The sequence below is a fragment of the Phaeovulum sp. W22_SRMD_FR3 genome, assembly GCF_052113705.1.
GTDB lineage: Bacteria > Pseudomonadota > Alphaproteobacteria > Rhodobacterales > Rhodobacteraceae > JBGQOG01.
Map to the genome: position 1 here is coordinate 1 of NZ_JBGQOG010000033.1, position 13,744 is coordinate 13,744.

A 13,744-nucleotide genomic window follows, 5' to 3' on the forward strand; every position below is an offset into this window, starting at 1 on the left:
ATGAAGCCCGCCATCCTGGTCTCCCGCTGCCTTGCGGAAGCTTACCACAGAACAGCGTTTTCACACAGCCTCGGCCGTTGGTTGCCAGTGACGAAGAGTATTTCACGACCCACGAGGTGACGAAGCCGGTGAGCTATGGTGAAACCCATATGGAATTGCATCGCATACGGCCTCTATGGTGAAAATTTGACACACAGCTGTCCAGCATGCTAAGTAAAAAATAAATCTCACTTGGAGATAAAATTTAATGCGTGCCGGAATTTTTTTTAATACTAATTATTCAGGGCTGCTCAGAAGTCGGATTGGGCAGCGGCGACGAGACCTCTCGGGTGGTTGCGGCCTTTTCAGTTGAACATGCCTTGCCGTTATCAGGCCTCGAGGCAGCAGTATCCTCCGGTCACGATACTTAAAAAAAATGAAATTTGCGTTATTAGTCTCAAATATTCAGATCTTCGAAAGATAAACAGATCTGTTTCAGGTGGTCAGTTTATCAAATATGGAGACTTCGACGTCGATAAAGCTGTGGCATTGGTTTCATGGCCAAATGGTAGAAAATTCGCGCTAAACACATTTGACATGTATTGGAATTTTGTTCGGGATCCGGCGCAGGCAGATGATGATACTTTCCGAAGTATTTTCAATTCAATAGTTGGCTCTGCTAGCTCTGAAGAATGTGTCGCCATTCAACCAAAGTATTATTATTAATTTAATGATTTATATTGAATCACACAGATGAGGAAACCCCGCACCGGCAGCCGCATTGCGCGAAGCGGGAATAGATCGTGAAAGCCGCAAGCAGTACGAACATCTGGTTTTAGTGAAAATGCACGGCTGGCTGCCGAAGGTACTGGGAGCGCGGGAATGGCAGCTCACGCAGGATCGGGCGAGTAAGCCAAAGGTCTGGAGCGTCCGCATCAGCGGCATTCGTCCCCGGATTTTGCTGCGCCAGGCCATGAGCGGCCGCTTCGGGGCAGCCGCACCTCAGCGCAGGCATGCTCTCGACCGGCAATAGGCCGATCAGGTCCATACGTCGGCGCTGGCCTCAAGAAGGCTCGCCGCGCTGCCGCAGGGCCGCTTTGAGCAATTCTTCGGTCTTGGGTTGGGCTGACCGATGAGCATCACCATAAGGATCCGGTGTTCAGACCACCAGATCGAGCGGCAAATCCGCGATGTCGCGCAGCCTTTGGCCGTCGATCATGGTTTCCACCAGTTCCAGCGTTTCCCGCTCCTGTTCCTTCAGAACTTCGACCAGCTCCGGCAGCGCGAAGTGATAAACGCAATCAATGTCACCGGTGCCCAAGGCGATGGCGGCAATGCGGGAGGGGGTCGGCTCGGCGGTGACGGCGGCAATATGGGGCAGGCGGCCCTTGCGGTTCCGCACGAGGTTCAGCGCTTCCGATCGGGTGTTCTGCACCCTGTCAGAGCGGATGGTCAGCTTGCAGCTGATTGAGGCATGCAGCGTGGCGCGGGCACCATTCGCCTGGCGCAGGGCTGTGCGGCGGGCCACAGTGTCATCGACCAGGAGCGCGTGGCGGTTGATCACGCTATCGGGCTCGGCTGCGCGGATCACCACCACGTCGGGTTTGATCAGATAGTCGGTTCCCAAAAGCGTCTTCAGTTCGCGGCTCTGGTGGGCCAGTATGCGCAGCTCGTCCAGATGCGCATATTGGTCAAACATCGCGATGGCGCGTCCCTTTTCTACGGTGAACGTGCCGGGCCGCAGATGGCCAAGCTGTGCGAAGCAGTCGCGCAGGAAGTTCTGGCAGGCGCTTTCAAACATGGAACCGGCGGTTTGACCCGCAGGTTTCACCGCCAGATTTTGGCTGGTGCCGATCTTTGCCATCAACGCCGTGGCAATCTCGCGGCTCGGCCGATTGGCCACGTCAGCAATGCTCGGGACGCCCTTGGTCTCGGTGATCGGTCCCGCCAGGCATTCGGCATGGAAGCGCCGCCGCGCCTCGGTCAGCCAGGCCTCCATATCAGGCAACCGCGTAAAGGCGGCGCGCGGTAATCGCCGATTGGATTTGCGCGGCAACCGCATGTGCCACCGGCGGCGGGAAAGCATTTCCGACCTGCCGATAGGCATTGGTCTTGCGGCCGGCAAACTGCCACTCATCCGGGAAGCCCTGCAACCGTGCCACCATGCGCACTGTCAACCGCGGCATGCCGTCGAAATCGGCCTCTGGTGCGGTCTCGGCAAGGGTCTTGCCATTCACACCAAGCGCTTCCCATGCGCGGCGCGCGCGGGTTGGTCCAAGGTCGGGGCCGCCATGCTTTTTGGAGCCTCCCACAATGGTCGGGGCAATTTCATCGGCCTGATCGCGCCAGGCATCGGCACCCGGCCAGCCGTTCGCCGCCATCAGGTCATGCAGGCGCTCGCCCACCGTCGGCGGCTGGATGCTGCGGCTTTTGGGCCATTCGAATTTATCTGCGTAGCGCTCATGGATCGCAACGATGGCCACACGCGGGCGCAGTTGCGACACGCCAAAATCAGAAGCGTTGAAAAGGTGCCATTCGACAAAACTGTAGCCCATGGCCTTTAGTTGGCTTTTCAGCTTCTGCCGGTAATCGTGGAAAACCGCATCGAGAAAACCGCGCACATTCTCCAGCATCACCGCCTTGGGGCGCACCTCATCCACAACACGCAAGGCCTGCGGAAACAGATCGCGCTCATCTTCGGCGCCGAGCTGCTTGCCCGCCTTTGAGAAAGGCGGGCAGGGGACCCCCCCGGCGACCAGATCCACCCCGGCATAGGGGCGGGCATCGAACTGCGTCAGATCGGATTGCAGCCCTTCAACGACGTTCCACTGGGGCCTATTCAGGCGCAAAGTCTGACGGCACCAGCCATCTACCTCAACCAAGGCTTCATGGCCAAAGCCCGCCTGTTCAATGCCGAGCGCCTGGCCGCCTGCACCCGCACAAAGTTCAATTGAAGTCAGATTTCCTGACATATCCGTCCCGCCATATCATTGTGGTCCGATACAGCGGCAGCGAGAACAAAATGTCAACGGCGGAGCGTTCAAAAGCGGCCGGTGTGACGCGGTGAAGGTGTGCAGTGCTCCGCCGGTTTGGCGCGATGCATGGCGGTATTGACGAAGCCAGAGCCGTTTGCAAACGGCTCAAGGCGCTCTGACTCTTTGCTGCCAACAAGGGGTCGGTTTGCCGTTTCATGAAGGGCCCGCAACGAAAAATGACCAAACTGTGTGGCCGATGTCTGAGGCCGGATTTCGCAGCGGTGGCGTTGTGGGAAATGCCGTGATGAGACGCAGCTGTGCGGGTGGCGCTTGGGCAGGTCAAAACCGCCAACCAATCTGGCTGATTCTAGGGTCCACGCCCTTTCCAACTCATTGAAAACAAGTGCGGGGGCGATTGGACGCTTGGTCCACGTGCGCGTTGTTTTTATTGTATTTTTGGGGAATTCTGGTAGGCCCGGAGGGACTCGAACCCCCAACCAAGGCGTTATGAGCGCCCGGCTCTAACCATTGAGCTACAGGCCCAGCTCGCGGCCCGTGTTAGGCAAGCGGGGGGCGCTGGTCAAGCAAAAGCGGCCGGATTGCTCCGGCCGCTCGCAGCGCAAGGCGCGGGGATCAGTTCAGCACGGTCAGCGTGTTGAATTGCTGGTCGGCTTTGCTCAGAATGGTGCTGGCGTCCAGCGACACCATCAGCGCATCTTCACCCATATTGGCGACTTCGGTCCCGTCCATCTGAACTTCACGGTCGTTGTCCAGACGGAAGATCACTTTGGTCAGCGACATCGAATCGACATCAGTGTCCGACGAGGTCACGGTGCCGATCTTGATGCCGTCCGACGAGTAGACCGGGAAGCCGACAAACGGGCCGGGGGCCAGGGTCACGTCGGTCGCCAGATTGGAGGTCTCCGATTTCACCTCGGAGTTCTTGGCCTGCTCAACCGAGATCTGCAGGTTTTCCGGAACGATGGCCGGCGCATTGGCCAGTTCTGCCGAGGCGATGGAACCGGCACCCAGAGCGATAGCCGAGGTCAGAAAAGCGGTTTTGATAAAGCTGTTCATGGCGTTTCCTTCATGGTTGCGATCGTCTTGCGATCTTCACAGGGACAACGCCGCATGACGGATTCCCGTTCCCGGCAATCTGCTTCACGTTGCTGTCAGCGCGGCTTTGGTCTATCGGGGGGAAAATGCGCCCGTCTGGCGGGGGGCGCGCTCGCGGTCCTGGAGGCGATGATGACGAAGAACGGTTTGACCTATGCCGATGCCGGTGTGGATATTGATGCAGGCAATGCGCTGGTCGAGCGGATCAAGCCCGCGGCCAAACGCACGCAGCGCCCCGGCACCATGTCGGGTCTGGGCGGTTTTGGCGCCCTCTTTGATCTGAAGGGTGCGGGCTACACCGACCCGATCCTCGTGGCGGCCACCGATGGTGTGGGCACCAAGCTGCGCATCGCCATCGACACCGGCAATGTCGACACGATCGGCATTGATCTGGTGGCCATGTGCGTCAACGATCTGGTCTGTCAGGGGGCCGAGCCGCTTTTCTTCCTCGACTATTTCGCCACCGGCAAACTCAATGTCGATGAGGCCACCCGCATCATCAACGGCATTGCCGAGGGCTGCGCGCAATCGGGCTGTGCGCTGATCGGCGGCGAGACCGCCGAGATGCCGGGCATGTATCATCAGGGCGATTTCGATCTGGCAGGCTTTGCCGTCGGCGCGATGGAGCGCGGCGCGGATCTGCCCGCGGGCGTGGTGGCGGGCGATGTGCTGCTGGGCCTCGGCTCGAACGGGGTGCATTCGAACGGCTATTCCTTCGTGCGCAAAGTGGTTGAGCTGTCGGGCCTCGGCTGGGATGCCGCCTCGCCGTTCAGCGAAGGCGATCTTGGCGCGGCACTGCTGGCGCCCACCCGGCTTTATGTGAAACAGGCGTTGGCGGCGGTGCGGGCGGGGGGCGTGCATGCGCTGGCCCATATCACCGGCGGCGGTCTGACCGAGAACCTGCCGCGCGTGCTGCCCGAGGGGCTCGGTGCCGAAATCAACCTCTCCAGCTGGCAGCTGCCGCCGGTGTTCCGCTGGCTGGCGGAAACCGCGAATATGGCCGAGCCTGAACTCCTGAAAACCTTCAACTGCGGCATCGGTATGATCCTGGCGGTCTCGGCCGACCGTGCCGAGGCGCTGAAGGCGCTGCTGGAGGCCGAAGGCGAGACGGTGACGGTGATGGGCAGCGTGATCGAAGGGCAGGGCGTGGCCTATACGGGGGCGCTTTTGTGAAACGCGTCGCCCTGCTGATTTCGGGGGGCGGCTCCAACATGCTGCGGCTGGTGGAGAGCATGACGGGCGATCATCCGGCGCGCGCCGTGCTCGTTGCCTCCAATGATCCCCATGCGGGCGGCCTGAGCAAGGCCGCCGCCTTGGGCGTGCCCACGGTGGCGGTGGATCACAAACCCTTTGGCAAGGACCGCGCGGCCTTTGAGGCGGAACTGCTGAAGCCGATCCTCGCGGCAGAGCCTGATGTGGTCTGCCTGTGCGGCTTCATGCGGGTGCTGACCCCGGATTTCGTTGGGCGCTTTGCCGGGCGGATGCTGAACATCCACCCCTCGCTCTTGCCGAAATACCCCGGTCTGCACACGCATCAGCGCGCGCTCGATGCGGGCGATGCCGAGGCGGGCTGCACGGTGCATGAGGTGACGCCGGTGCTGGACGATGGCCCGTTGCTGGGGCAGGCGCGGGTGCCGGTGCTGGCGGGGGACGATGCGGCAACGCTGGCCGCGCGGGTGCTGGCGATGGAGCATCAGCTTTACCCGGCGGTGCTGCGGCGCTTTGTGGCGGGGGACAAGACCCCGGTCTGGCTGGGCTGAAGGGTCTGGCTGGGCCTAAGTCTGGCGGGGCTGAAGTCTGGAAGTCTGGGGGGCTGAACTCTGGGGGGCTTGCCCCCCGCGCCGCTCTCGCCGCGGCCTGTCGGGCGGTGTGGGCAAACCTGCTGGCGGGCCTTCAGGCGCCGAGCAGTTTGCCCTCATAGCCTGCCAGGCAGGGGCGGGCGGCGGGGCGCAAGGCCCCCGGCGTCAGCAATTCCGGAAAGATCGTCATCACCTCGCGCCGTGCCGCCTCGGGCAGTGCCGACATGGCCATGTCGCCCAGATAGAGGCTCTCGGTCAGCATGCCATCCGCTTCGATCACTTCGTGGCGGTCCAGCGCCAGATGCAGGTATTCCACCTGCGGCACCGGGATGATCTGCACCCGCTCCCCATCCACCAGATGCCGCGCGGCCACCAGAACCTCGGGCAGGCCGAACCACAGCTGCGCCCGCCAGTCGCGGATCAGGATGCGGTGCTGTTGCGAAACGCGCAGCGCCGCCCGGTTGCCAAAGGTACCTGCCGCAATCGTCACTGGGGCCAGCGGTCCGATCCCCGCCACCTGCCGCCGCCCGATCCAGCGGATGCGCTGCAGCCCGTGGTCGCGCGTCCAGATCTTGTCGCCAATGCGCAGATCCTCAACCGCCGTGCTGCCCGCGCCGGTGCGGATCTGCACCCCCGGCGTGAAACAGACCGTCGCCGGCGGCGAGGTTTCCAGCCCGGCAAACGGCAGCCGCTCTTCGCGGTGCGGGTTCTCGCCCGGCCCATATTGCAGGCTGGTGTCGTTGATCCCGTTCAGATCAATCACGAAACCCGAGGGGTTGGTGAAGATCATATGGGTCGAGGAAGAGGCGCGGCCCTGAAACTGATCGTCCTGCGGGTTCAGCTGTGTCGCCACGAGCTGATTGTCGGGATAGCTGTAGATCGAGACCCATTGGCCGTTCTGAAACGCGGTCTGTCCGTTGTTCACCTGAGACACCACGATGCGGAACGTGTCACTGGCCGAGCCCAGTGTGGTCACCCCACCGAGATTCACCTGCATTCCGTTCGCATTGCCCTTGGAACTCACCGAGGTGTAACGCGCAATTTGGTTCCCTTGCAGGAACAGCTCGACTGTGGCCATCTGTACCGGCTCTGTTTGCGGCATTGGCTGCCGCTGTTGGGGAATTTTGCCTCAGCGCTAAACCTATACGAAAGTCGGGGGATTGGGTAGAGGATGCGGCGCTCTTTTCTTTCTGGCTTGACTTACATATGAAGGACGCACGCGGGATGAACCCGCACCTTCCCCCGGACCTGGTTCCGGGCAGAGCACAGCGAGATGCGATGCAGACCATCACGACGACCGAGGCGCTGGCGCGCTTTTGCGAAGCGGCCAAGGCCGGTCCCTATGTCACCCTTGATACCGAGTTTTTGCGCGAGCGGACCTATTGGTCCAAGCTCTGCCTGATCCAGATGGCGCTGCCCGGTCACAAGGGCGAGGCGGTGCTGGTGGATCCGCTGGTCGAGGGGCTGTCGCTGGAACCGCTCTATGATCTTTTCCGCCATGAGGCGACGGTGAAGGTGTTTCACGCCGCCCGGCAGGACCTTGAGATCTTCTTCGTCGAGGCGGGGGTCTTCCCCAAGCCGCTGTTTGACACCCAGATCGCCGCGATGGTCTGCGGCTTTGGCGAGCAGGTGGGCTATGAGACGCTGGTGAAAAAGATCGCCCGCGAGAGCCTCGACAAAACCTCGCGCTTCACCGATTGGTCGCGCCGCCCGCTGACCGAGGCGCAAAGCACCTATGCTCTGGCCGATGTCACCCATCTGCGGGTGATCTATGAGCATCTGGCGCGTGACCTCAAGAAATCCGGGCGTGAGGCCTGGGTGGAGGAGGAAGTGGCGATCCTGCTGAACCCCGAGACCTATATCACCCGCCCGGAAGAGGCCTGGATGAAGGTCAAGACCCGCACCACCTCGGGGCGTTTTCTCGCCGTGGTGCGCGAGCTGGCGCGGTTCCGCGAGGGCTATGCGCAGGCGCGCAACATCCCGCGCTCGCGCGTGTGCAAGGATGATGCGCTGCTGGAGCTGGCCTCGACCAAGCCGACGACGCTGGAAGAGCTGGGCAAATCCCGCCTGCTTCTGCGTGAAGCGCGGCGCGGCGAGATTGCCGAGGGCATCTTGCAGGCGGTGAAGGAAGGCCTGGCGGCCAAGCCCGAGGATTTCCCCAAGGTCGATGAGAGCCGCGAGCAGTTGCAGGTGAACACGGCACTGGCCGATCTGTTGCGCGTGCTGCTGAAGGCGAAATCGGAAGAGGCGGGTGTCGCGCCGAAGCTGATCGCCTCCTCGGGCGAGCTCGACGAGATTGCCGCCGGGAAATACCACGGCGCGGCGATGCAGGGCTGGCGCGGCGAAGTGTTTGGCGCCGATGCGATGCGTCTGGTGCGCGGCGAGATCGCCCTGTCGGCCATTGGCGGCGCGGTGAAGGTTGTGCCGGTCGGCTGAGGCGGGCAGCTTTAGATTGCGAAGATAAACGGCGCCCTTGATGGGGCGCCGTTTGCGTTGGGGAGTTGCGTCACGCCGATAGAGTGCCTGCATTTTCTAGAATGCCTGCATCTTCGGGTTCCGGGAAATCGCCGGGATAAGGGTGCATATCGCCACGCTCACCCGCCGGTTCGGAGGCAATGATCCGTTCGGCCAGGGGCAGGTTCAGCCTTTGGGGCGGCAGCGTCAGCACAGCGGCCTCAGCGCCTTTGCTGCGCGGCCCGATTCCGGCGTTCGCCGCGCGTGACGCCTTGTTGCGTCTGCCATGATCTGCCGTCGATTGCCGGGGGGGTAAATGTACCGGTAATCTCGCTCTATTCCGCGATGGCAGCGTCGCAAAACCATTTCAGCATCAAGGGGCCATCATGCCTGTTCTCAAGGTCGCCCGTGCGACGATCCTCAAATGCAAACCGACAGAGCCGGTGAGCTATCAGATTTGCGATTGCTTTGAGGATTACTTTCCGCAGCCGATTGAGCAGCATCTGCGGACGCTCAACACCCGCCAACCCGTCTTGGGGCTGCAGGCGCAGATCGCGCGGGGTGAGGTGACGCGGGGGCAGTTGCTTCTCTACACCACCGTGTGTTTCACCGGTCAGATCATGAACGGCGGGCTTGAGGGATTCTTGGATAATTGCCCCGGCTTGATTGCCGATGCGGCTCTGGTCCTGCGGGAGCACGGGGCCCCGGCATTTTCAGCGGCCTTTGACCGGGTTGCCGCCCCCTATTTGCGGGTTCTTGACGCCCACCGCGCGGCGATGCCGGAGGGGGCAGCCGAGGTGCCGGATAGCTTTTGGCAGGAGATCGAGGCAGCCTATGATCAGCTAGACCTCGCGGCGGCGGAGGAAATCGACGCCATCGCCTATGCGCCTGATCGCGACGCGGATGCCAAAAACTGGTTTCACGCGCTTGAAGCCCGCGTGCTGCGCTATGTGCTGGACCATCCGGCCGAATTCCAAGAGGCATGAAGGCCATCGGCGGCTGCCGGGCCCAGAGCAACGCATCTGAAAATAACAGCGCTCTGCCGCGCCGTTGCCTACCGCCCGACGGCTTTCCCCGTCATGCAAAGGAGGGGTCGGTCGCCGCCGCCCCCCTTGGCGCCCCACCGCCTCAGCGGCTGACGGAGCGGGCATTCCCGGTGCCGGTGACGGTGATCTTGCGGACATCATCGCCGAGTTTGAATTTGGAAATGAACAGTCCCACCGTGATCTCGCGCGATTGCGGCGTCGAGACGCGGGTGGCGACGGCGGTGCCCGGCAGAGGCTCGGACAGCAGGAACCTGTAGTTCAGCGCGCCATCCACCGGTGTCTCGTCATTATCCGCCACCAGTTCGGCATCCCACCAGCCCTGAGTCGGCGGTAGGCCCTTGGCGACCAGCATCACCCCGCCCTGCACCTGCTTGATTTCCAGCGCGGTGACCGTGGCCACCGGCACGCGGTAATCCTCGATCGCCTTGGCATAGCCGCCTTCGGGCGCCAGCGTGCTTGCCACCGGGCGTGACTGGCCGAACCAGTTGAACGGGTTCAGACGGCTCTCGCGGACACGGCCACAGCCGGTCAGCACCAGCGACAGGACGACAAGGGCGATAAGGGGCGATTTCATGCGGCCTCCGGCAGGTGAGCGGGACGTCAGCAAGGCCCCCGCCCGATGGGTAGCCGAAACCGGGGGTCTTGAAAAGGCTCTCGCGTGCATTCCCGCAGGCTTTGCGGTGCTGGACCTTGGCGCGGTGCGGGGCTAGGTCTGGGGAACTGAACAAGGAGACAGCCATGGCCACCGCCGCCTTCGAAGACCTCGCCGATACGTTTGAATTCCTCGAGGACTGGGAGGAGCGCTACCGCCATGTGATCGAGCTGGGCAAAGCCATGCCGCCGCTGGATGAGGCGTTCCGGGTGCCTGCCACCAAGGTCGAGGGCTGCGCCAGTCAGGTCTGGCTCTTGCCGCGCATCGAGGGCACGGGGCCGGGGGCGATCTATGACTTTCAGGGCGAAAGCGATGCGATGATCGTGCGCGGGCTGATTGCCGTGCTGCATGCGCTCTATGCCGGGCTGACGGTGGCCGAGGTGGGTCGCGTTGACGCGGTGGCCGAGCTGGGACGGCTGGGGCTGAACGATCACCTCTCGGCGCAACGCTCGAACGGGCTGCGCGCGATGGTCGAGCGGGTGCGGGCGCAGGCCGCGCAGGCGGTGGCGGGCTGAGCGCGGCCCTGCCTGGGGGGCGGGGTGACGGTGCCGCCGCAGCGGCGCGGCAATGCCGGGACGGGCAGGGCACGCGCCATCCGCCCCCTGAGGCCACGGCCTTTGAAATGCCGGACTCATGAATAAAAAGGGGGGCGCATCCGCAGATGCGCCCCCCATTTCTTTCGCCGGGCCTCAGGCCTGGGCGGCGGTCACGATGATTTCGACTTTGTAGTCGGGCGTGGCCAGTTTCGCTTCGCCGGTGGCGCGGGCCGGGCAGTTGCCTGCCGGGACCCAGGCGTCCCAAACCGCGTTCATCTCGGCGAAATCGCCGATGTCGGCCAGCCAGATCTGTGCCGACAGGATGCGGGTCTTGTCCGAGCCGGCCTCGGCGAGCAGCGCGTCAATGCTGGCCAGAATCGTCTTGGTCTGGTCGGTCACGCTCTGACCGGGTTCCCCGACCTGGCCTGCCAGCCAGATCATGCCGTTGAAGACCACGGCTTCGCTCATCCGCGCGCCACATTTGATGCGTTTGATCTCGGTCATCGTCATATCCTTCCAGGTGAAATGCTGGCGGCATCTAACGCAATCCGAACGGCAAGGGCCAGAGCGGGCGGCGATAATGCGGGCAGAAATCCGCAAGATATGCCCTTACGGGCCTGAACGGCGGGGGGAGCTGGCGTGGGCCAGGGAAAACAAACCCGCGTGGTCCGCGGGGGAGGCCAGAGCCCTGCCGGGCGTTCCATGGATACCTGCGCGCTCGTGAACCGCGCCGGATGTGCCGGAAGCTGGTTTTCGCTCACCGCGCCAGCCATGGCTGCACGGCCCCGTGGCGCGCAGACGTTTGCCTCTCCCTCACTCTGCCTCTGCGTCCCGCCCGGCTGACGGGACGTTCCCGACGGGCGTGAGAGAGTGGCGGATGTTGCACCACTCCATCCGGTCCGGCCCCGGTCAGCCGACCAGATTTTTGATGAAATGGAGGGCGTGCTCGGGCAGATCGTGCGATTTTCGGGTGATGACCTCGTAAGGATCGCTCTTCCATTGCAGCTGCATCGGCAGCGTGCAGGCCGCGCCGAACCTGACGAAGAAGGCGGCGACATCGCTTGAGAGCAGCGCCACCATGTTCGGATCCCCCTGAATGAGGGACATTGTCGCAAGCGCCGAACGGGTTTCCAGCAGCGCCAACGGAAATGCCAGGCCCGCGCGGCGATATTCCTGCTCCAGCGACAGCCGCATCGGCATCCCGGCCTCATAGACAATCCAGCGCGACTCCGCGAGATCCTCCAGCCGGATCCGCTCCCGCCCGACCAAGGGATGCGCCGGATTGGCGACCACGGCGAGGCGCTCATCGTGAAAAGCGGTGACATGATAGAGCTGCGGCGTCGCGCTGACAGAACTGCGCCCGATCACCAGATCGAGGAGGCCGCGGTCAAGTTGGCGCAGAAGCTCGGCACTGCTGTCCTCGATGATCTCGAACGAGGTTTGCGGGTAGCGCTTCAGGTGCTGCTGGATGACCTCATTGAGAATGGGCACCGCACCCATGATCGTGCCAATGCGCAATCTGCTCCAATTGCCGGCTGTGATGCCGTCCAGCTCCAGCTCCAGTTTGCCCAGTTGCGCCAGCATTGTCTTTGCATTGCGGATCACACAATCGCCCGCCGCGGTGGGGGTCAATCCGCGATTGGTCCGGTGAAACAGCTTCTTGCCCGTCAGCTCTTCCGCCTCCTGCAGCGCCTTTGTCGCGCGGGGCTGGCTCATCGCGATCAGTTCGGAGGCGCGTTTGAGCGAGCCGCTGTCATCAATGGCAGAGATCAGCAGCATGTGGCGGAGCGACAGTCTGACAAGGGGGCGGCGGCTCATCTAGTGGTTTCCATTTTGCTATACCCGTATCGGAAGATCGCGGATTTACGGACAATACTAGCCCCGTATTATGCTGAAACGATCATAATTATGGCGTTTCGCATATCGATACGGCGCAATCAGAATGCCATTTTGCGATACCAAGGGAAAGATATTCATGGGGCTCATCAACTACGTGACTCGCATCCAGTTTGGGTTTGGCGAGATTGCGACATTGGCGTCGGAACTGGCGTTGGCGGGAATCGCGCGGCCGATGGTTGTGACCGACAAGGGGGTGCGCCAGCTGGGGCTGATCGAAAAGATCGAAACCATCCTCGGCGCCGCGCCTGCCGCGGTCTATGATGAAACCCCCGGCAACCCGAACGAGGCCGCCGTCCATGCCGCGACCGAGGTCTTCACCCGTTCGGGCGCGGATGGGATCATCGCGGTCGGGGGCGGTTCTGCGCTCGATCTGGCCAAGGCGGTTGCGATCCTCGCCGCGCATGGCGGCGCGCTGAAAACCTATGCGGCGATCGAGGGCGGCGTCGAGAAGATCACCGCCAAAACCCTGCCGATCATTGCCATTCCGACAACCGCGGGCACCGGCAGCGAAGTGGGTCGCGGCGCGATCATCATTCTTGCGGATGGGCGCAAAGTCGGGCTGCTGTCGCCCCATCTGGTGCCGAAAGCGGCGATTGTGGACCCGGATCTGACCCTGACCCTGCCGCCGATGCTGACGGCGGCGACGGGGATGGATGCGATTTCGCATTGCATCGAGACCTATCTCGCCCCCTCTTTCAACCCGCCTGCCGAGGGCATTGCGCTCGAAGGGCTGCGGCGCGGCTGGGCGCATATCGAGGCGGCGACGCAGGAACCGGGCAACAAGGATGCACGGGCCAATATGGCGATGGCGGCGACGATGGGCGCGCTGGCGTTCCAGAAGGGGCTGGGCTGCGTCCACAGCCTCAGCCACGCGCTCGGCGGGATCAATCCGCGGCTGCATCACGGCACGCTCAACGCGATTTTCATGCCTGCGGTGATTGATTTCAACCGCGCCGCGTCAACCGCGATCCAGGAGGATAAATACGCGCATATGGCGCGCGCCATGGGGCTTGGCTCGGGCGATGAAATCGGGTTGGCCATCCGGGCGCGCACACAGGCGATCGGCCTGCCGACGCGGCTCTCCGAGCTTGGGGTGAGCGAGGGTCTGTTCGAGCGGATCATCACCGGCGCATTGGCGGACCACAGCCACAAGACCAACCCGATTGAGGCCAGCGCACAGGATTACCACCGGATGCTGACGGCCTCACTCTGACACGTTGAGAGGGCCGCGCACGCCCCGCGCGTCGCGGCCTTCTTCTTTCCGCATTTGCACGTTCTTGATGCCGCC

14 protein-coding genes and 1 tRNA gene are annotated in these 13,744 nt (G+C 62.8%); 6 read left to right on the forward strand and 9 right to left on the reverse strand.

The features are described 5' to 3' along the window. Window positions 1-1,138 precede the first annotated feature (1,138 nt). The 4 genes from ACEN2S_RS22180 to ACEN2S_RS22195 all read right to left on the reverse strand — a co-directional run bounded on the left by ACEN2S_RS22180 (window position 1,139) and on the right by ACEN2S_RS22195 (window position 4,031). Window positions 1,139-1,978, reverse strand: coding sequence for an NgoMIV family type II restriction endonuclease (locus tag ACEN2S_RS22180; protein WP_441870611.1), 840 nt, complete (start codon window positions 1,976-1,978; stop codon window positions 1,139-1,141). A gap of 1 nt (window position 1,979) precedes the next feature. Then, window positions 1,980-2,951 carry a DNA cytosine methyltransferase gene (locus tag ACEN2S_RS22185; protein WP_441870613.1) on the reverse strand — a complete coding sequence of 324 codons (972 nt, stop codon included), beginning with the start codon at window positions 2,949-2,951 and terminating at the stop codon, window positions 1,980-1,982. 470 nt (window positions 2,952-3,421) lie between these two features. Beyond that, window positions 3,422-3,497 (reverse strand) — tRNA-Ile (locus ACEN2S_RS22190). 90 nt (window positions 3,498-3,587) lie between these two features. Next, window positions 3,588-4,031: a hypothetical protein gene (locus tag ACEN2S_RS22195; RefSeq protein WP_441870615.1), complete on the reverse strand. Its 444-nt coding sequence runs from the start codon at window positions 4,029-4,031 to the stop codon at window positions 3,588-3,590. Between the two features lie 168 nt (window positions 4,032-4,199). Between ACEN2S_RS22195 and purM the strand changes: the two genes are divergently transcribed. Next, a complete protein-coding gene (gene purM, locus ACEN2S_RS22200) occupies window positions 4,200-5,243 on the forward strand; it encodes a phosphoribosylformylglycinamidine cyclo-ligase (RefSeq protein ID WP_441870617.1) in 1,044 nt (347 codons plus the stop codon). Beyond that, complete coding sequence (gene purN, locus ACEN2S_RS22205; protein ID WP_441870619.1) at window positions 5,240-5,830, forward strand: phosphoribosylglycinamide formyltransferase; 591 nt, start codon at window positions 5,240-5,242, stop codon at window positions 5,828-5,830. The genes purM and purN overlap by 4 nt, the downstream gene beginning before the upstream one ends. A 133-nt stretch (window positions 5,831-5,963) precedes the next feature. On the opposite strand, the gene ACEN2S_RS22210 is transcribed toward purN, so the two are convergent. Continuing rightward, complete coding sequence (locus tag ACEN2S_RS22210; RefSeq protein ID WP_441870621.1) at window positions 5,964-6,947, reverse strand: Hint domain-containing protein; 984 nt, start codon at window positions 6,945-6,947, stop codon at window positions 5,964-5,966. Window positions 6,948-7,147: 200 nt separating this feature from the next. Here ACEN2S_RS22210 and rnd point away from each other — a divergent pair, with 200 nt between their 5' ends. Next, window positions 7,148-8,305: a ribonuclease D gene (gene rnd, locus ACEN2S_RS22215; protein ID WP_441870623.1), complete on the forward strand. Its 1,158-nt coding sequence runs from the start codon at window positions 7,148-7,150 to the stop codon at window positions 8,303-8,305. A gap of 70 nt (window positions 8,306-8,375) precedes the next feature. Here the strand turns inward: rnd and ACEN2S_RS22220 are convergent, their stop codons facing one another. Continuing rightward, window positions 8,376-8,537 (reverse strand): hypothetical protein, encoded by a 162-nt coding sequence (locus ACEN2S_RS22220; RefSeq protein WP_441870625.1) that lies wholly within the window; start codon window positions 8,535-8,537, stop codon window positions 8,376-8,378. 172 nt (window positions 8,538-8,709) lie between these two features. Between ACEN2S_RS22220 and ACEN2S_RS22225 the strand changes: the two genes are divergently transcribed. Beyond that, window positions 8,710-9,309: a DMP19 family protein gene (locus tag ACEN2S_RS22225; protein ID WP_441870627.1), complete on the forward strand. Its 600-nt coding sequence runs from the start codon at window positions 8,710-8,712 to the stop codon at window positions 9,307-9,309. Window positions 9,310-9,451: 142 nt separating this feature from the next. On the opposite strand, the gene ACEN2S_RS22230 is transcribed toward ACEN2S_RS22225, so the two are convergent. Beyond that, the gene (locus ACEN2S_RS22230; protein WP_441870629.1) at window positions 9,452-9,943 is read right to left on the reverse strand and encodes a hypothetical protein; all 492 of its coding nucleotides are present in this window, start codon (window positions 9,941-9,943) and stop codon (window positions 9,452-9,454) included. 164 nt (window positions 9,944-10,107) lie between these two features. Between ACEN2S_RS22230 and ACEN2S_RS22235 the strand changes: the two genes are divergently transcribed. After that, window positions 10,108-10,536, forward strand: coding sequence for a SufE family protein (locus tag ACEN2S_RS22235; protein WP_441870631.1), 429 nt, complete (start codon window positions 10,108-10,110; stop codon window positions 10,534-10,536). Between the two features lie 174 nt (window positions 10,537-10,710). On the opposite strand, the gene ACEN2S_RS22240 is transcribed toward ACEN2S_RS22235, so the two are convergent. Together ACEN2S_RS22240 and ACEN2S_RS22245 are read right to left on the reverse strand one after the other, a co-directional pair. Beyond that, the gene (locus tag ACEN2S_RS22240) at window positions 10,711-11,061 is read right to left on the reverse strand and encodes a RidA family protein (RefSeq protein WP_441870633.1); all 351 of its coding nucleotides are present in this window, start codon (window positions 11,059-11,061) and stop codon (window positions 10,711-10,713) included. A gap of 405 nt (window positions 11,062-11,466) precedes the next feature. Then, window positions 11,467-12,375: a LysR family transcriptional regulator gene (locus ACEN2S_RS22245; RefSeq protein ID WP_441870635.1), complete on the reverse strand. Its 909-nt coding sequence runs from the start codon at window positions 12,373-12,375 to the stop codon at window positions 11,467-11,469. Window positions 12,376-12,532: 157 nt separating this feature from the next. On the opposite strand from ACEN2S_RS22245, the gene ACEN2S_RS22250 reads away from it, so the two are divergent. Continuing rightward, window positions 12,533-13,669: an iron-containing alcohol dehydrogenase gene (locus ACEN2S_RS22250; RefSeq protein ID WP_441870637.1), complete on the forward strand. Its 1,137-nt coding sequence runs from the start codon at window positions 12,533-12,535 to the stop codon at window positions 13,667-13,669. Window positions 13,670-13,744: the final 75 nt, after the last annotated feature.